Annotated in this window: 15 protein-coding genes; 6 read left to right on the forward strand and 9 right to left on the reverse strand. The window is 59.9% G+C overall.

What is annotated here, in order from left to right; translation table 11 throughout:
- The first annotated feature begins 7 nt into the window (after positions 1 to 7).
- Both HBR94_RS06170 and HBR94_RS06175 read left to right on the forward strand, forming a co-directional pair.
- Entirely contained in the window at positions 8 to 577 is a 570-nt protein-coding gene (locus HBR94_RS06170; protein ID WP_057438527.1) for a CsiV family protein, read from the forward strand.
- A gap of 9 nt (positions 578 to 586) precedes the next feature.
- On the forward strand, positions 587 to 3,280 hold the full coding sequence (locus HBR94_RS06175) for a DEAD/DEAH box helicase (RefSeq protein ID WP_170044385.1): 2,694 nt from the start codon (positions 587 to 589) through the stop codon (positions 3,278 to 3,280).
- A 528-nt stretch (positions 3,281 to 3,808) separates the two neighbouring features.
- On the opposite strand, the gene nagZ is transcribed toward HBR94_RS06175, so the two are convergent.
- A complete protein-coding gene (nagZ, locus tag HBR94_RS06180; protein WP_057438525.1) occupies positions 3,809 to 4,819 on the reverse strand; it encodes a beta-N-acetylhexosaminidase in 1,011 nt (336 codons plus the stop codon).
- 140 nt (positions 4,820 to 4,959) lie between these two features.
- A complete protein-coding gene (locus HBR94_RS06185; RefSeq protein ID WP_057438524.1) occupies positions 4,960 to 5,667 on the reverse strand; it encodes a TetR/AcrR family transcriptional regulator in 708 nt (235 codons plus the stop codon).
- Between the two features lie 263 nt (positions 5,668 to 5,930).
- Here HBR94_RS06185 and lexA point away from each other — a divergent pair, with 263 nt between their 5' ends.
- Both lexA and sulA read left to right on the forward strand, forming a co-directional pair.
- Positions 5,931 to 6,539, forward strand: coding sequence for a transcriptional repressor LexA (lexA, locus tag HBR94_RS06190; RefSeq protein WP_029300096.1), 609 nt, complete (start codon positions 5,931 to 5,933; stop codon positions 6,537 to 6,539).
- Positions 6,540 to 6,549: 10 nt separating this feature from the next.
- Complete coding sequence (gene sulA / locus HBR94_RS06195; RefSeq protein ID WP_057438523.1) at positions 6,550 to 7,029, forward strand: SOS-induced cell division inhibitor SulA; 480 nt, start codon at positions 6,550 to 6,552, stop codon at positions 7,027 to 7,029.
- Positions 7,030 to 7,179: 150 nt separating this feature from the next.
- Here the strand turns inward: sulA and HBR94_RS06200 are convergent, their stop codons facing one another.
- The 6 genes from HBR94_RS06200 to fadB form a co-directional block, all read right to left on the reverse strand.
- Complete coding sequence (locus HBR94_RS06200) at positions 7,180 to 7,413, reverse strand: hypothetical protein (RefSeq protein WP_026136850.1); 234 nt, start codon at positions 7,411 to 7,413, stop codon at positions 7,180 to 7,182.
- Between the two features lie 122 nt (positions 7,414 to 7,535).
- Positions 7,536 to 8,057: a DUF6586 family protein gene (locus HBR94_RS06205; RefSeq protein WP_170044386.1), complete on the reverse strand. Its 522-nt coding sequence runs from the start codon at positions 8,055 to 8,057 to the stop codon at positions 7,536 to 7,538.
- Positions 8,058 to 8,186: 129 nt separating this feature from the next.
- On the reverse strand, positions 8,187 to 10,808 hold the full coding sequence (gene topA, locus HBR94_RS06210; RefSeq protein WP_057438521.1) for a type I DNA topoisomerase: 2,622 nt from the start codon (positions 10,806 to 10,808) through the stop codon (positions 8,187 to 8,189).
- 114 nt (positions 10,809 to 10,922) lie between these two features.
- Entirely contained in the window at positions 10,923 to 11,159 is a 237-nt protein-coding gene (locus HBR94_RS06215; RefSeq protein ID WP_029300088.1) for a DUF1653 domain-containing protein, read from the reverse strand.
- A gap of 95 nt (positions 11,160 to 11,254) precedes the next feature.
- On the reverse strand, positions 11,255 to 12,430 hold the full coding sequence (gene fadA, locus HBR94_RS06220) for an acetyl-CoA C-acyltransferase FadA (protein ID WP_005786153.1): 1,176 nt from the start codon (positions 12,428 to 12,430) through the stop codon (positions 11,255 to 11,257).
- A 29-nt stretch (positions 12,431 to 12,459) separates the two neighbouring features.
- On the reverse strand, positions 12,460 to 14,607 hold the full coding sequence (gene fadB, locus HBR94_RS06225; RefSeq protein ID WP_057438519.1) for a fatty acid oxidation complex subunit alpha FadB: 2,148 nt from the start codon (positions 14,605 to 14,607) through the stop codon (positions 12,460 to 12,462).
- 17 nt (positions 14,608 to 14,624) lie between these two features.
- Between fadB and HBR94_RS06230 the strand changes: the two genes are divergently transcribed.
- Positions 14,625 to 14,966: a hypothetical protein gene (locus HBR94_RS06230; RefSeq protein WP_170044387.1), complete on the forward strand. Its 342-nt coding sequence runs from the start codon at positions 14,625 to 14,627 to the stop codon at positions 14,964 to 14,966.
- 105 nt (positions 14,967 to 15,071) lie between these two features.
- Here the strand turns inward: HBR94_RS06230 and HBR94_RS06235 are convergent, their stop codons facing one another.
- Positions 15,072 to 15,509, reverse strand: coding sequence for a hypothetical protein (locus tag HBR94_RS06235; RefSeq protein ID WP_057438518.1), 438 nt, complete (start codon positions 15,507 to 15,509; stop codon positions 15,072 to 15,074).
- 95 nt (positions 15,510 to 15,604) lie between these two features.
- On the opposite strand from HBR94_RS06235, the gene HBR94_RS06240 reads away from it, so the two are divergent.
- Positions 15,605 to 16,042 carry a universal stress protein gene (locus tag HBR94_RS06240; RefSeq protein ID WP_057438517.1) on the forward strand — a complete coding sequence of 146 codons (438 nt, stop codon included), beginning with the start codon at positions 15,605 to 15,607 and terminating at the stop codon, positions 16,040 to 16,042.
- The last annotated feature ends 84 nt before the right edge of the window (positions 16,043 to 16,126 follow it).

Below are 16,126 nucleotides of genomic sequence, written 5' to 3' on the forward strand. Positions count from 1 at the left end.
ACGCCCCATGCGCCTGCTTCGTATCCTGAGCCTGTTGTTGGTGGTAGTCGCACCTTCGGCGTTTGCCGACAGCCTCTACCAGGTGGAAATGATCCTGATCCGCCAGAATGCAGAGCCGCTGATCAATAGTCGGCCGGCCCCGGAAGACTGGGCCGCCGGGGCGCCGCGCCAAGGGATCGAGAAAATCAGCCCGCCGCGCCTGAACAATATCGTCGAGAAACTCCAGGCCAATGGCGACTACACCGTGCTGCTGCACAAAGCCTGGGAGCAGAACCTGGGCGAGCAGCCGGTAAAGGTGAAAATCACCGACGGCCAGGAACAGTTTGGCCAATACCCCATCCAGGGCACACTGGACCTGCAATTGGGGCGTTTTACCCGTATTGACGCCAGCTTCTGGCTCAACCAGTTCGACAACAACGGCAGCGTGATTGCCAGCGAACACTTGAGCCAACCGGACGTGCGCACCAAGAACAACCAGCTCAATTACCTGGACGCTGGCCACCTGGCCCTGCTGATCAAGATCACCTCCCTTACCGCCAAGCCACCGAGCGCGCCGCCGCCCGGCCTGGCGGACTGATCCAGCGCCATGCCCCTGACGTCGTCGCTGACCAAACCCCTGGCTCCGTCCTGGGCCAACCGCTTCAAGGAACAAAGCCTGGAGCGCGGCCGGCGCTACGCCCTGGAAAACCGCGTAAGGATTGTCGAGTCCGGCGACAGCACCATCATCGCCAGTTGCGAAGGCTCGGGCGGCAATGTGTATCGCCAGACCATCTCCCTGCGCGAATCGGCCAAAGGCACCCTGATCCTGGTGGACAGCCGTTGCACCTGCCCCGTGCACACCAATTGCAAACACATCGCGGCCGTGCTGCTGCAGGTCCAGGAAACCCTGGCCTACCCGGCGGCGGCCAAGGATGCCGAGCTGCTGGAGAAACTGCAGGCCGTGCTGGATAACCGCGTGGTCCTGCCGCAAGTGGTGCTCGAGGATGTGCAGCCGATTCCCCGGCTGTGGCTGGCCAGCATCGAGTTCAGCGCCTTTGAGCCGCGCAACGGCAAGATGCAGCGCTATATCCAGCACCGCGCAGCGCTGTCGTTCAATTACCAGGGTAACTATGTCAGCGGCCAGAAAAACGCCGACATCGTTGTCCGCCAGGAAACCCAGAGCCTGCGGATCAAGCGCCATCCCGAGGTGGAGCAAGGCTTTCGCGAGCACCTGCGCCTGCTGGGCTTCAAGATCGCCACCCGCCAGAGCAAGGCCCTGCCGGAAAGCGCCGGCGAGCTGTTTGAGATGGTCAATGACAGCGCCTGGCTGAACTTCACCCTCAACGCCTCCCCAAGCCTGCGGGCTGCCGGTTGGGAACTGCAGATCGACGAGGATTTCGGCTTCGACCTGAGCCCGGTCGAGGACTGGTACGCCAGCGTCGATGAAGTGCCGGAGCGCGACTGGTTCGACCTGGAGTTGGGGATTATCGTCAATGGCGAACGGCTGAGCCTGCTGCCGATCCTGCTGAACCTGATGCGCTCCCACACCGAAATCCTCAACCCGGAAAAGCTCGCGCGCCGCCGCGACGACGAACTGATCCTGGTGAACATCCCCGGCCTGCCCAACGGTGGCCACGGCCCGCTGCAAGTCGCCCTGCCCTACGGCCGGCTCAAACCGGTGCTGGCGACCCTCGGTGAGTTCTACCTGCAGGAGCCTGGCACCACCGCCTTGCGCCTGGCCAAGGCCGACGCGATTCGCCTCAACCCGCTGGAAGACCTACCGCTGCAATGGGAAGGTGGCGAGCAGATCCGCAACTTTGCCCAGCGCCTGCGCGACATCAAGGACTTCACCTGCGCCGCCCCCGAGGGCCTCAACGCCACGTTGCGCCCCTACCAGCTCGAAGGCCTGAGCTGGATGCAGTCCCTGCGCCAACTGGAAGTGGGCGGGATTCTCGCGGATGACATGGGCCTGGGCAAAACCCTGCAGACCCTGGCGCATATTCTCAGCGAAAAAATCGCCGGGCGCCTGGACCGGCCGTGCATGGTGGTGATGCCTACCAGCCTGATCCCCAACTGGCTCGACGAAGCGGCGCACTTCACCCCGCAGCTCAAGGTACTGGCACTGTACGGTGCCGGGCGCAAGAAATACTTCGCCCAGTTGCAGGACTACGACCTGCTGCTGACCACCTACGCCCTGCTGCCCAAAGACATCGAACAACTGGCCGTGCAGCCACTGCATGTGCTGATCCTCGACGAAGCCCAGTACATCAAGAACCCCACCAGCAAGGCCGCCCAGGCCGCCCGCGAGCTGAATGCACGCCAGCGCCTGTGCCTGAGCGGCACGCCCCTGGAAAACCACCTGGGCGAGCTGTGGTCGCTGTTCCACTTCCTGCTGCCGGGTTGGTTGGGCGATGTAAAAAGCTTCAACCGTGACTACCGCGTGCCCATCGAAAAACGCGGCAGCGACGTGCGATTGCAACACCTCAACGGTCGGATCAAGCCGTTCCTGTTGCGCCGTACCAAGGAACAGGTGGCTACTGAATTGCCGCCCAAGACCGAGATCATTCACTGGGTCGATCTCAATGAAGCCCAGCGCGATGTATACGAAACCATGCGCCTGGCCATGGACAAGAAGGTGCGCGACGAGATCACCCGCAAGGGCGTGGCCCGCAGCCAGATCATCATTCTGGAAGCGCTGCTCAAGCTGCGCCAGGTCTGTTGCGATCTGCGCCTGGTAAACGACGCCACCCTGCCCGCACGCGGCAGCAGTTCCGGCAAGCTCGACAGCCTGATGGAGATGCTCGAGGAGCTGTTTGCCGAAGGGCGCAGGATCCTGCTGTTCTCGCAGTTCACCTCGATGCTCAGCCTGATTGAGCTCGAGCTGAAAAAACGCGGGGTCGCCTACGCCTTGCTGACCGGCCAGACCCGCGACCGGCGCACGCCGGTCAAGGACTTCCAGAGTGGCAAGCTGCAGATCTTCCTGATCAGCCTCAAGGCGGGCGGCGTGGGACTTAACCTGACCGAAGCCGATACCGTGATCCACTACGACCCCTGGTGGAACCCGGCCACGGAAAACCAGGCGACTGACCGTGCGTATCGCATCGGCCAGGAAAAGCCAGTGTTTGTGTACAAGATGATTGCCCGGGGCACTGTGGAAGAGAAGATCCAGGCGCTGCAGCAAGAAAAGTCAGACCTGGCAGCGGGGGTGCTGGATGGCCGCACCACGGGCGACTGGAAGCTGGGCAACGAGGATATCGAGGCGCTGTTTGCGCCGTTACCCCAAAAGCTAGAGAAGCGTTGATAGTTAGATAGCTATCGCGGGCAAGCCCGCTCCCACAGGGGGCTCACTGGGGCAGAGATTTTTGGTACCGCCACAAATCAAATGTGGGAGCTGGCTTGCCTGCGATAGCGGTGGGTCAGCCGCCAGAAAGAGTGACTGGGCTGCCGCCATCGCGGGCAAGCCCGCTCCCACAGGGGGCTCACTGGGGCAGAGATTTTTGGTACCGCCACAAATCAAATGTGGAAGCTGGCTTGCCTGCGATAGCGGTGGGTCAGCCGCCAGAAAGAGTGACTGGGTTGCCGCGATCGCGGGCAAGCCCACTCCCACAGGGGATCTCACTGGGGCAGAGATTTTTGGTACCGCCACAAATCAAATGTGGGAGCTGGCTTGCCTGCGATAGCGGTGGGTCAGCCGCCAGAAAGAGTGACTGGGTTACCGCGATCGCGGGCAAGCCCGCTCCCACAGGGGATCTCACTGGGGCAGAGATTTTTGGTACCGCCACAAATCAAATGTGGGAGCTGGCTTGCCTGCGATGGGCGCACCTCAATCTCATTCGATCAACTGTGCATCCCGAAGCGCGCCAAGCGCCGCCAACCAACGCGGATCCTGCTTATAGTCAGTCGACGCAATCGCCTGCCCACGCATACGGGCAATACGTGCCGATGGCGTGACCTTCATGCGTTGGGCCGCACTCAGGGCCAGTTCGGCCGCTGCGCGGTCATTGCACACCAGGCCCATGTCGCAGCCAGCACTTAAAGCAGCCTCGATCCGGCTCGCCGCATCCCCCACCACGTGGGCACCGGCCATGGACAGGTCATCACTGAAAATCACCCCGTCGAACTGCAATTCGCCGCGCAGGATGTCCTGCAACCAGCGACGCGAGAAGCCGGCCGGCTGGTTATCCACCTGTGGGTAAATAACGTGGGCCGGCATGACCGCGGCCAATTGCTTGCTCAGGCGCGCGAACGGCACCAGGTCATGGGTGCGCAGTTGTTCCAGGCTGCGCTCATCAACGGGAATGGCGACGTGGGAATCTGCCTCGGCCCAGCCATGACCCGGGAAGTGCTTGCCGGTGGCGGCCATGCCAGCGCTGTTCATGCCTCGGATAAAGGCGCCGGCCAGCAACGCGGCACGCTCGGGATCACCTTCGAACGAGCGCGTGCCTACAACGGCGCTGCGCTGGTAGTCGAGGTCCAGCACGGGGGCGAAGCTCAGGTCCAGGCCGACGGCCAGTACTTCCGTGGCCATGACCCAACCGCACTGCTCGGCCAGGTATTCGGCATTGGCATTGTCCGCCAACGCCCGCATGGCCGGCAGGCGCACAAACCCCTGGCGCAGGCGCTGGACCCGACCGCCTTCCTGATCCACAGCCAGCAACAGGTCCGGGCGCACTGCGCGAATGGCGGCGCTCAACTCCCGCACCTGGCGCGGATGCTCGATGTTGCGCGCAAAAATGATCAGGCCGCCCACTTCAGGCTGGCGCAACAAGTGGCGATCTTCAGCCGTCAGCCAGGTGCCGGCGACGTCCACCATCAAAGAGCCTTGCAGGGCAGCAGTCATAAATTTTCCTTGAATGACGCGCGCACTTCACCGCCTAGCCAGGTCAAGCCAGGCAAGGCGGTGAAGTGCGGATAAATAGTTGAAATCGGCATGGGCGGCTAGCTTAGCGGATGCACGCGGTTGCGCCCAGACGCCAGTGGCTAAACCTTGGCCGCCACCGGGACGGACTTGCTACGCGGGCGCAGTTGAGCGGCGGCCATGGCCGGGTCGGTGACGCCGCTTTCCGCGCGCATGCCAGCGGCCAGGAACGGCACCATCAGGCGCATCACCTGCTCGATGGAGGTGTTGACGCCGAAATCGGTCTCGGCGATGGCGCGCAAGGCTTTGATCCCGGACATGCTGAACGCAGCAGCACCGAGCATGAAGTGCACGCGCCAGAACAATTCGATAGGGGGAATACGCGGGGCCGCCTCGTTCACCAGCAACATGTAGCGACGGAATACTTTGCCGTACATATCTTCGAGGTAACGTCGCAAGTGGCCCTGGCTCTGACTGAACGCCAGGCCCAGCAGGCGCATGAAGATCGACAGATCGTTGCCGCTGCGCGGCTGTACCACCAGGGCTTGCTCGACGAGGATTTCCAGCAGGTCTTCCAGGCTCGGCTTATTCTCAGGCTTGGCCTGGCGCCGCTCCAACTCACGGTCGAGGCTGATGCAGAATGGCCCCAGGAAGCGCGAGAACACCGCCTGAATCAGGGCTTTTTTCGAGCCGAAATGATAGTTCACTGCTGCCAGGTTGACCCCGGCCTTGCTGGTGATAAGCCGCAATGAAGTTTCAGCAAATCCTTTTTCCGCGAACAACTGCTCGGCAGCATCGAGAATGCGTTCAACGGTTTCCGACTGGGCCATGGCTACTCCGCCTGACAAACACTTGTTTGAAACATACGTTTCACCTTGTGCAATGTCAAGCCTGCAGGTCCGTTTTCCGGCCGGTCAGTCACCCGATTCGCACCTATTTAATCACATCTTCCATCGCCTGTAGGCAGCGCTGTCTCCAGGCTTTGCAGGGCCCGACGGATGACCGTCCGGCGGAGTCGGCAAAAACGATGATTGCCAAACGCAGTTCACTGTATATAATCCCAGTCACTGTATAAAAAGACAGAGCGATCAACATGCTAAAACTGACGCCACGCCAAGCTGAGATTCTCGCTTTTATCAAGCGCTGCCTCGACGACAACGGCTATCCGCCGACCCGGGCAGAAATCGCCCTGGAGCTGGGGTTCAAATCCCCCAATGCTGCCGAAGAACACCTGAAGGCCCTTGCCCGCAAGGGTGCGATCGAAATGACCCCGGGTGCGTCCCGCGGTATTCGTATCCCTGGCTTCGAAGCCAAGGCTGACGAATCGACACTGCCGATCATCGGCCGGGTCGCTGCCGGTGCGCCGATTCTGGCACAACAGCACGTCGAAGAGTCCTGCAACATCAACCCGACCTTCTTCCATCCTCGCGCCGACTATCTGTTGCGGGTCCATGGCATGAGCATGAAGGACGTGGGCATCTTCGACGGCGACCTGCTGGCCGTGCACACCACCCGCGAAGCGCGTAACGGCCAGATCGTCGTGGCCCGCATTGGCGATGAAGTAACGGTCAAGCGCTTCAAGCGCGAAGGCAGCAAAGTCTGGCTGCTGGCAGAAAACCCTGAGTTTTCGCCGATTGAAGTCAACCTGAAGGATCAGGACCTGGTGATCGAAGGCTTGAGTGTCGGCGTAATTCGCCGCTAACGGAGGCATCATGCAGTTCCCACACGCGCAACAACATACACAACTGCCGCTGTTTGAGGCCTTTCTGGCCCAGCCACTTGCACCTATCCTCAGCGAGGCGGTGGAGTCCCCATGGACCGCCCCCGCCGAACCGGAGGTCTTCAGTGAATTGTCGTTGCGCGGCGCTGCCGGGAACTGCCTGAGCTTGCTGGCGCCGATCCTGCGTGAACTGAGCGAGGAACAGGACGCCCGCTGGCTGACCCTGATCGCCCCACCCTCCAGCCTGACCCAGGCCTGGCTGCGGGATGCAGGCCTGAACCGCGAGCGCATCCTGCTGCTGCAACCACGCGGTGCCCAGAGCGCCCAGCAACTGACCTGCGAGGCATTGCGCCTGGGGCGTAGCCACACCGTCGTCAGCTGGCTGAACCCGCTGGGCGCTTCGGCCAAGCAGCAGTTGATCAGCGCAGCGCGCACAGGCGATGCACAGAGTTTGAATATTCGATTGGGATAAACCCGAGACTGGCGCGCAACGCGTTCTCGGGAGTGGCACAGGTCGTCCGATTACAGCCTGACGTCAGGTCAGTGCCTGCGATGGACGCAAGGCTTCTACAGAATTGAGAAGCCGATTGAACATTTGAATCTTAAAAAACGCCAAACGGACTCAGTGAAGAACCCGTGGACCGTCGTCTTTTTCAGGTTCGCCTTCAGCCAGGCGCCCCGCCATCTGCACACCCACGCTCAACATGGCTTTTGCCACTTCCACATGCTGGCCTTGTAGGAACGCCTTGGCGTCCTCGGAAAAATCCAAAGTCACCAGAGAACCCTCGTCCTCAGCCCTGCGCAGCTCAATTCGGCCGTCGGGCAATTCAACAATTTCCAGAAAGGACGTTGGCATAAAAATCTGTTCTCCAGGATAGCCCGGCATTATATCAGGCATGAGGGCTGCATCGCTCGGTATCTGAGGCAGCTTGCCGTGCGGCTTGATGAATGGTCAAAGGCCTGCCGAGTACACCTGACTCAGCACTCGTTCAATCCATCCCGAAAGCGGATCGCCAGCTTCTTCAGCTCCTGGCGCCAACTCTCCAGTTCGGCCCGGCTCAGTGGCTCCGGCCCTTCTTCTTCCAGGCTGACCGCAACGATCAGCGGCTGGGTCACATCGCCCTTGGGCATGTGCGGCACACGCGGCGGCTGGAACATCGCCGAATGCGCAGCCAACAAGCGTGCCAGCCAACTGTCGGGGCTCCGGGCCATTTCCACCAATTCAGCCAACTCAGGAATAGCCAGCGACTCCTGCACCTCACGGGTCAGGATATCCTCGGCCCGTGGCGCATTCGCCTGGGGCAAACGATAGAAGCCGGCAATTTCATGACACAGGCCCAGCAAGGCCCCGTACAGGTGAAACAACGCCGACTCTCGCCCCGCCTGGACCAGCGCGATAGCGTTCATCTCCTTTCCTTCCTCGGCGCGGCCAAGGGCTTCCAGGGACAAACCCGCGAAGTAAATTTTCTGGTTGGTACGGGTATAGAGTTCGTTGGCCATGACGGCAGTCTCCACAACGACATAGATGTGATGCTGGCTGAACAGTGTCAAGGATGAGACAAGTCCACTGCAAGCGCAAACCAAAAGGCCGCCTGTGAAGGCGGCCTTTACTTCAACGCAGGTGCTGGATCAAGCGCCCTGGCGCTTATCCTCGACCTTCCACTTGCCACCATCGTAGAAGGCTTTCCAGCCCGTAGGCTTGCCGTCCACTTCGGTCTGCACGTACTGCTCCTTGGTCTTGCGGCTGTAGCGGATCACGGCCGGGCGACCGTCGGGATCCTTCTTCGGCGCTTCACACAAGAAGTGGTACTTCGGATCGATTTCATCCTTGTGCGGCACGATCTCCAGCACCAGCGGCGCACGGGTCTCGCGGTTTTTCGGGAACTGGCTGGCGGCCAGGAACAAGCCCGAAGCGCCGTCACGCAGGATATAGGTGTCGTTGACCTTCTCGCACTTGAGCTCGGGCATCTTCACCGGGTCCATCTTCGGCGGCGCCGCGTCACCGCTTTTCAGCAGTTTGCGGGTGTTCTTGCAGGTCGGGTTGGTGCAACCGAAGAACTTGCCGAAACGACCGGTCTTGAGCTGCATCTCGCTGCCGCACTTGTCGCATTCCAGACTCGGGCCTTCATAGCCCTTGATGCGATAGGTGCCTTCTTCGATCTCGTAGCCGTTGCAATCGGGGTTGTTACCGCAGATGTGCAGCTTGTGCTTCTCGTCCAGCAGGTAGGCGTCCATGGCCGTGCTGCAGATCGGGCAACGGTGCTTGCCACGCAGTACCAGCGACTCGGATTCACCCTCGTCATCGGCAGCGATTTCATCACCCGGCACCAGGTTGACGGTGGCCTTGCAGCGCTCTTTGGGCGGCAGGCTGTAGCCCGAGCAACCCAGGAACACACCGGTCGACGCGGTACGGATCTGCATTGGACGACCGCAGGTGGTGCACGGAATATCCGTCATCACCGGCTGGTTGGCACGCATGCCGTTTTCCGGGCTCTCGGCTACTTCGAGTTTTTTCTTGAAGTCGCCATAGAACTCGTCGAGTACGTTTTTCCAGTCGCGCTCGCCCTGGGCCACGTCATCGAGATTCTCTTCCATACCGGCAGTAAAGCCGTAGTCCATCAGGTTGGAGAAGCTCTCGGACAGACGCTCGGTGACGATATCGCCCATCTTTTCCGAATAGAAACGGCGGTTGTGCAAGGCAACGTAGCCACGGTCCTGGATCGTGGAAATGATCGCCGCATAGGTCGAAGGACGACCGATACCGCGTTTTTCCATTTCCTTGACCAGGCTGGCTTCCGAATAACGGGGTGGTGGCTTGGTGAAGTGCTGGCTCGGATCGAGTTTGATCAGCTTCAGCGCATCGCCCTGAGCCATGTCTGGCAGCACATCGTCATCACCCGGCTTGGCGATTTGCGGCATCACGCGGGTATAGCCGTCGAACTTGAGGATCCGGCCCTTGGCACGCAGCTCGAAGTCCCCGGCACCCACTGTGACGGTGGTGGACAGATATTGCGCCGGCAGCATCTGGCACGCCAGGAACTGGCGCCAGATCAGCTCGTAGAGGCGCTCAGCGTCGCGTTCCATGCCGGTCAGCTTGCTTGGCTCGGTATTGGCGTCGGACGGACGAATCGCTTCGTGAGCCTCTTGTGCGCCTTCCTTGCTGCTGTAGACGTTTGGCTTCTCCGGCAGGTACTTCTTGCCGAACTCGCTTTCAATATAAGTACGCGCCATCGCCACCGCGTCCACCGACAGGTTGGTGGAGTCAGTACGCATATAAGTGATGTAGCCCGCTTCGTACAGACGCTGGGCCATCATCATCGTCTTCTTCACGCCAAAGCCCAGGCGGTTGCTCGCGGCCTGTTGCAGGGTGGAGGTGATGAACGGCGCCGACGGCTTGCTGCTGGTGGGCTTGTCTTCACGCTTGACGATGCTGTAGCTGGAAGCCTTGAGCTTGTCCAGCGCGGCCATGGCCTGGGCTTCGTTGAGCGGCTTGAAGGCCTCGCCTTTCTCGCGGGCCACTTCAAAGCGCACGTTGTTGCCCTTGGCGGTACCGAGGTCCGCGTGGACTTCCCAGTACTCTTCAGGGTTGAACGCACGAATCTCGCGCTCACGCTCCACCACCAGCTTGACCGCTACCGATTGCACACGGCCAGCGGACAGGCCACGGGCGATCTTCGCCCACAGCAGTGGCGAGACCATGTAGCCGACGACGCGGTCGAGGAAGCGCCGCGCCTGTTGGGCATTGACGCGGTCAATGTCCAGCTCGCCCGGCTTGGAGAAGGCTTCCTGGATCGCCTTCTTGGTGATTTCGTTGAACACCACGCGTTTATAGCGGCTGTCATCCCCACCGATGGCTTCGCGCAGGTGCCAGGCAATAGCTTCCCCTTCGCGGTCCAAGTCCGTCGCGAGATAGATGGTGTCAGCATCCTTGGCGAGCCGGCGCAGCTCCTCGATCACCTTTTCCTTGCCCGGAAGGATTTCGTACTTGGCCTTCCAGCCATGATCCGGGTCCACACCCATGCGCGAGACCAGCTGCTTGCGCGCCTTCTCTTTAGGCGAGAGCACCGGACCTTCGCCCGCAGCCGCCTTGCCGCGCTTGGCAGCAGGCTCCTTGCTGGCGCTAGCCGAACCGCTGGTGGGCAGGTCTCGGATATGGCCGATACTCGACTTCACCACGTACTCGTTACCCAAGTACTTGTTGATGGTCTTGGCCTTAGCCGGGGATTCCACAATGACCAGCGATTTGCCCATGGATCGGAAAATTCCTGAATTCGAGAAGAGAAAGGCGGTTGGCGCCTGACGCGGCAACGCTATATATAGTGGCAACACAGTGAGGTCAAGCGCAGCATTGCGCGCAACCTGCCGTTATTGCCCTGAAAAAAGACTGGGTTCGACCTGCACCAAAGCAAAGCGCGGGACCTGCTTGCCGTCAACCTCGACGGTCTCCAGGAACATGCTCAAGGGACGCACCCAAAAGCCGTAATCGCCATACAGTGCTTGGTAGAACACCACTTCTTCCTCGGTCTCGGAGTGCCGTGCCACATTAAAAACGCGGTACTTGGGACCTTTATAATGCTGGTAGAGCCCTGGTTCGACTTTCATGCTCTGACCCTCTTACAAAATTTATTAAAAAAAAATTAAAAATTCCAAAAAACAAAAACCGGGGCACTGGGCCCCGGCTTCCGTCAACCCAACGCTTAGACGCGTTCGAAGACGGTGGAAATGCCTTGGCCGAGACCAATGCACATGGTTGCAACCCCCAGGTTGCCGCCATTTTGCTTCATCACGTTAAGCAAGGTGCCGGAGATACGTGCACCGGAGCAACCGAATGGGTGGCCCAGGGCAATCGCACCGCCGTGCAGGTTAACCTTCTCGTTCATCTTGTCGAGTACTTTCAAATCTTTCAGCACTGGCAGGGCCTGTGCGGCGAAAGCTTCGTTGAGCTCGAAGAAGTCGATGTCGGAGATGCTCAGACCTGCGCGCTTCAAGGCTTTTTGTGTGGCCGGTACTGGACCATAGCCCATGATCGCCGGGTCCACACCCGCTACGGCCATGGAACGGATCACCGCCAGAGGCTGGATCCCCAGGTCCTGGGCACGCTGGGCCGACATCACGATCATGCACGAAGCACCATCAGTGATCTGCGACGACGTACCGGCTGTCACGGTGCCACCCTTTGGATTGAACGCCGGCTTCAAGGCCGCCAGGCTTTCCAGGGTGGTGTCCGGACGAATGGTTTCGTCGTAGTCGAACAGTTTCAGGAAACCGTTCTCGTCGTAGCCGTTCATCGGGATGATTTCATCCTTGAACTTGCCTTCCACAGTCGCCTTGTGGGCCAACTGGTGGGAGCGCAAGCCAAAGGCGTCCTGGGCTTCACGGGTGATGCCATGCATCTTGCCGAGCATTTCCGCAGTCAGGCCCATCATGCCCGAGGCTTTCGCCGCGTACAGCGACATGTGCGGGTTAGGATCGACACCGTGCATCATGCTGACGTGCCCCATGTGCTCCACGCCACCGACCACGAATACATCACCGTTGCCGGTCATGATCGCCTGGGCAGCCGTGTGCAGCGCGCTCATCGACGAGCCACACAGGCGGCTGACGGTCTGGCCGGCCGCAGTGTGCGGGATCTGCGTCATCAAGGAGGCCATGCGCGCGATGTTCCAGCCCTGCTCCAGGGTCTGGTTGACGCAGCCCCAGATCACGTCCTCGACCTCGTTCGGGTCGACCTTGACGTTACGCTCCAGCAACTTGCTGATCAGGTGCGCCGACATATCTTCGGCACGGGTGTTGCGGTGCATGCCGCCCTTGGAGCGGCCCATCGGAGTACGACCGAAGTCGACAATCACGACGTCTCTTGGATTCAAGCTCATAAATATTCTCGCTCTAGTCGTCTGGGCACTTAACCGAAGAAGCTCTGGCCATTCTTGGCCATCTCGCGCAGCTTCGCAGTCGGGTGGTACAGCGGGCCCAGATCAGCGTACTGATCAGCCAGGGCAACGAACTCGGCCACACCGATCGAGTCGATGTAACGCAGCGCACCGCCACGGAATGGAGGGAAACCAATACCGTACACCAGGCCCATATCGGCTTCGGCGGCGGTTTCGACGATGCCGTCTTCCAGGCAACGTACGGTTTCCAGACACAGGGCGATCATCATCCAGTTGATGATGTCTTCGTCAGACACTTCACGCTGCTCGTAGACGATGGGTGCCAGCACTTCGTGAACCGATGGGTCGGCAACTTTCTTCTGCTTGCCCTTCTTGTCGGTCTCATAGGCGTAGAAGCCCTTGCCATTCTTCTGGCCCAGGCGCTTGGCTTCGTAGAGTGCATCGACAGCCGAACGACGGTCGTCCTTCATGCGGTCCGGGAAGCCTTCAGCCATGACGTCGCGACCGTGGTGGCCGGTGTCGATGCCGACCACGTCCATCAGGTACGCCGGGCCCATGGGCCAGCCGAATTTTTCCATGACCTTGTCGATACGCACAAAGTCCACGCCAGCGCTGACCAGCTTGGCGAAACCGCCGAAGTACGGGAACAGCACGCGGTTGACCAAGAAGCCCGGGCAGTCGTTGACCACGATCGGGTTCTTGCCCATTTTCTTGGCGTAGGCAACGGTGGTGGCAACAGCCAGCTCGCTGGACTTCTCGCCACGGATCACTTCTACCAGCGGCATCATGTGCACCGGGTTGAAGAAGTGCATGCCGACGAAGTTTTCCGGACGCTTGAGGGCCTTGGCCAGCAAGGTGATGGAAATGGTCGAGGTGTTGGACGCCAGGATCGTGTCTTCTTTGACCTGGGCTTCGACTTCAGCCAGTACCGCCTGCTTGACCTTCGGGTTCTCGACAACCGCTTCGACCACTAGGTCGACGTGGCCGAAATCACCGTAGGACAGCGTAGGACGAATGCCGTTAAGCACTTCAGCCATTTTCGCAGCGGTCATGCGACCTTTATCAACGCGGCCGACCAGCAGCTTGGCGGCTTCCGCCAGGCCTTGCTCGATACCGTGCTCGTTGATGTCTTTCATCAGGATCGGCGTGCCTTTGGACGCCGACTGATAGGCAATACCACCGCCCATGATCCCGGCGCCGAGTACGGCAGCCTGTTTCACGTCTTTGGCGATTTCGTCGTAGGCCTTGGCTTTTTTCTTCAGTTCCTGATCGTTCAGGAACAGGCCGATCAAGCTCTGCGCAGCAGAAGTCTTGGCCAGCTTGACGAAGCCGGCAGCTTCGATTTCCAGGGCCTTGTCGCGACCGAAGTTCGCGGCTTTCTGGATGGTCTTGATCGCTTCGACCGGCGCCGGGTAGTTAGGGCCCGCTTGACCGGCCACGAAACCCTTGGCGGTTTCGAACGACATCATTTGTTCGATGGCGTTGAGCTTGAGTTTTTCCAGCTTAGGCTGACGCTTGGCCTTGTAGTCAAATTCGCCGCTGATGGCGCCCTTGATCAGGTTCAGTGCAGCTTCTGCGAGTTTTTCCGGAGCAACCACAGCATCGACGGCGCCAACTTTCAGCGCGTCTTCAGCACGGTTTTCCTTGCCGGCGGCGATCCACTCGATGGCGTTGTCGGCACCGATGATACGCGGCAGGCGCACGGTACCGCCGAAGCCCGGGTAGATACCCAGCTTGACTTCCGGCAGGCCGATTTTCGCGCTGGAAGCCATGACGCGGAAGTCCGCAGCCAGGCACATTTCCAGACCGCCGCCCAGAGCGATGCCATTGATCGCGGCAACGGTCGGCACGTTGAGGTCTTCGAAATCGCTGAAAATCTTGTTGGCTTCGAGGTTGCCAGCCACAAGCTCGGCATCGGGCAGCTTGAAGTTGTCGACGAATTCGGTGATGTCAGCGCCGACGATAAACACGTCCTTGCCGCTGGAGACGATCACACCTTTGATCGATGCATCAGCCTTGATGGTGTCTACGGCCTGACGCAGTTCGTTCAGGGTTAGACGGTTGAACTTGTTGACGGACTCACCCTTGAGGTCGAATTTCAATTCGACGATGCCACTTTCAAGAGCCTTAACCGTGATGGCTTTACCTTCGTAAATCATCAACTGATCTCCACGATATGGAAGCTGAACAGTACACATCGGACGCTGGCCCCTGGTCGGGCATTGATCATTTCGTCAATGCTCACGCCAACGCGCCAGGCACACCCGCCAATGCGATAGTCGGGATTATGTATGAGATGCCTGACAGACGAACACTCAATTCATACGCCCGTTTGATTTGGGTACGCCACCTTCAGCCAAATTCCGACAATTGTCAATCGCCCGAAAGCGCCGTAAAAACGCGACTTTTCAGTCATTTCATAACCGCCAAGGCGAATCAATGCGCAGGTATTCACCTGATCAATAATCCAAAAGAGCCAGCAAAGGCCTGTACAGCGGCGGATATCCGGCTAGGCTAGCCGCATGTGGGAACGCCGGCGCGAATGCGCGGCGCGATGAAACGCAGAATGACCGGCCTGCCTGGCCAACTCCAGCCCGATGATGATGTCGGGCTTTTTATTGCCTCAGGCCAGGGCCTTGAGTAACGCACTGATGGCCTGCAAGTCGCTGGACTCGCCCTTCTCGCCCCAGTACAGGGCGATCATCTGCTTGTCCGCCTCCACTTTGAAGACATTGGCCGGCAGCGTTGCAAAATGCGGCAACAACTTCTCGTCCACGCAGATTTCCTGCCATTGGTTGACCCACACACCCGGCTCCTGCTGCCAGTAAACCCACAGCGCGGGTTTGCTGCCGCGCCGTGGCCGACAGTACTGCGCACAGGGGCTGGGCGGCTCCTGCTTGAGCCAGTGCGGCCATTCCTGGGGCGACAGTTGCATCGCCAGGCCGATGCGTCGCGCCTCCATGCGCAGGGCCATGCGCCCGCTCTGGTGGCGCGAGGGCCGCAGCCATGCCAGAGGGCTCAAGACCACTAGAAGGATTGACACCACTATCCAGACCGTCATATGTGTACTCCCGAATTTCTAGATGAGCGGATTTGACCCCATCCGCTTGAAAGCAGCCATACTGAACTTATTGCAGTCCCCTGGAGGAACGCCTCATGACTTACCAACATATTCTGGTCGCCGTGGATCTGACCGAAGAGTGCGATCCGGTGATCAAGCGCGCCGTGGCCATTGCCGGTGATACCGTGAAGCTGTCCCTGGTGCATATCGTCGAACCCATGGCCATGGCCTTTGGCGGCGACGTACCGATGGACCTTTCGCAACTGCAACAGCAGCAATTCGACCAGGCCAAGGAGCGCCTGGACCGACTGATTGCCAAGTATCCCGCACTGAAAAAAGACCAAAGCCACCTGACTTACGGCCAGCCACGCCAGGAAATCCATCATCTGGCCAAGGAACAGAACTGCGACCTGATCGTGGTCGGCAGCCATGGTCGCCACGGCTTGGCGTTGCTGCTGGGTTCGACCGCCAACGACGTATTGCACGGCGCACCGTGCGACGTACTGGCAGTGAAGCTGGTAAAAAGCTCGTAAGAGCACTGCACATCAAATGTAGGAGCTGGCTTACCTGCGATAGCAGCCTGTCAGCTGATACAGCTGGTGGCTGGCAGACCGCTA

This window comes from Pseudomonas sp. WS 5412 (genome assembly GCF_012985615.1).
GTDB classification, from domain to species: domain Bacteria; phylum Pseudomonadota; class Gammaproteobacteria; order Pseudomonadales; family Pseudomonadaceae; genus Aquipseudomonas; species Aquipseudomonas shahriarae.

Coding starts and splice junctions, on each gene's coding strand:
- HBR94_RS06170 (WP_057438527.1), top strand. CDS start 8: ATGCGCCTGCTTCGTATCCTGAGCCTGTTGTTGGTGGTAGTCGCACCT.
- HBR94_RS06175 (WP_170044385.1), top strand. CDS start 587: ATGCCCCTGACGTCGTCGCTGACCAAACCCCTGGCTCCGTCCTGGGCC.
- nagZ (WP_057438525.1), bottom strand. CDS start 4,819: ATGACTGCTGCCCTGCAAGGCTCTTTGATGGTGGACGTCGCCGGCACC.
- HBR94_RS06185 (WP_057438524.1), bottom strand. CDS start 5,667: ATGGCCCAGTCGGAAACCGTTGAACGCATTCTCGATGCTGCCGAGCAG.
- lexA (WP_029300096.1), top strand. CDS start 5,931: ATGCTAAAACTGACGCCACGCCAAGCTGAGATTCTCGCTTTTATCAAG.
- sulA (WP_057438523.1), top strand. CDS start 6,550: ATGCAGTTCCCACACGCGCAACAACATACACAACTGCCGCTGTTTGAG.
- HBR94_RS06200 (WP_026136850.1), bottom strand. CDS start 7,413: ATGCCAACGTCCTTTCTGGAAATTGTTGAATTGCCCGACGGCCGAATT.
- HBR94_RS06205 (WP_170044386.1), bottom strand. CDS start 8,057: ATGGCCAACGAACTCTATACCCGTACCAACCAGAAAATTTACTTCGCG.
- topA (WP_057438521.1), bottom strand. CDS start 10,808: ATGGGCAAATCGCTGGTCATTGTGGAATCCCCGGCTAAGGCCAAGACC.
- HBR94_RS06215 (WP_029300088.1), bottom strand. CDS start 11,159: ATGAAAGTCGAACCAGGGCTCTACCAGCATTATAAAGGTCCCAAGTAC.
- fadA (WP_005786153.1), bottom strand. CDS start 12,430: ATGAGCTTGAATCCAAGAGACGTCGTGATTGTCGACTTCGGTCGTACT.
- fadB (WP_057438519.1), bottom strand. CDS start 14,607: ATGATTTACGAAGGTAAAGCCATCACGGTTAAGGCTCTTGAAAGTGGC.
- HBR94_RS06230 (WP_170044387.1), top strand. CDS start 14,625: ATGGAAGCTGAACAGTACACATCGGACGCTGGCCCCTGGTCGGGCATT.
- HBR94_RS06235 (WP_057438518.1), bottom strand. CDS start 15,509: ATGACGGTCTGGATAGTGGTGTCAATCCTTCTAGTGGTCTTGAGCCCT.
- HBR94_RS06240 (WP_057438517.1), top strand. CDS start 15,605: ATGACTTACCAACATATTCTGGTCGCCGTGGATCTGACCGAAGAGTGC.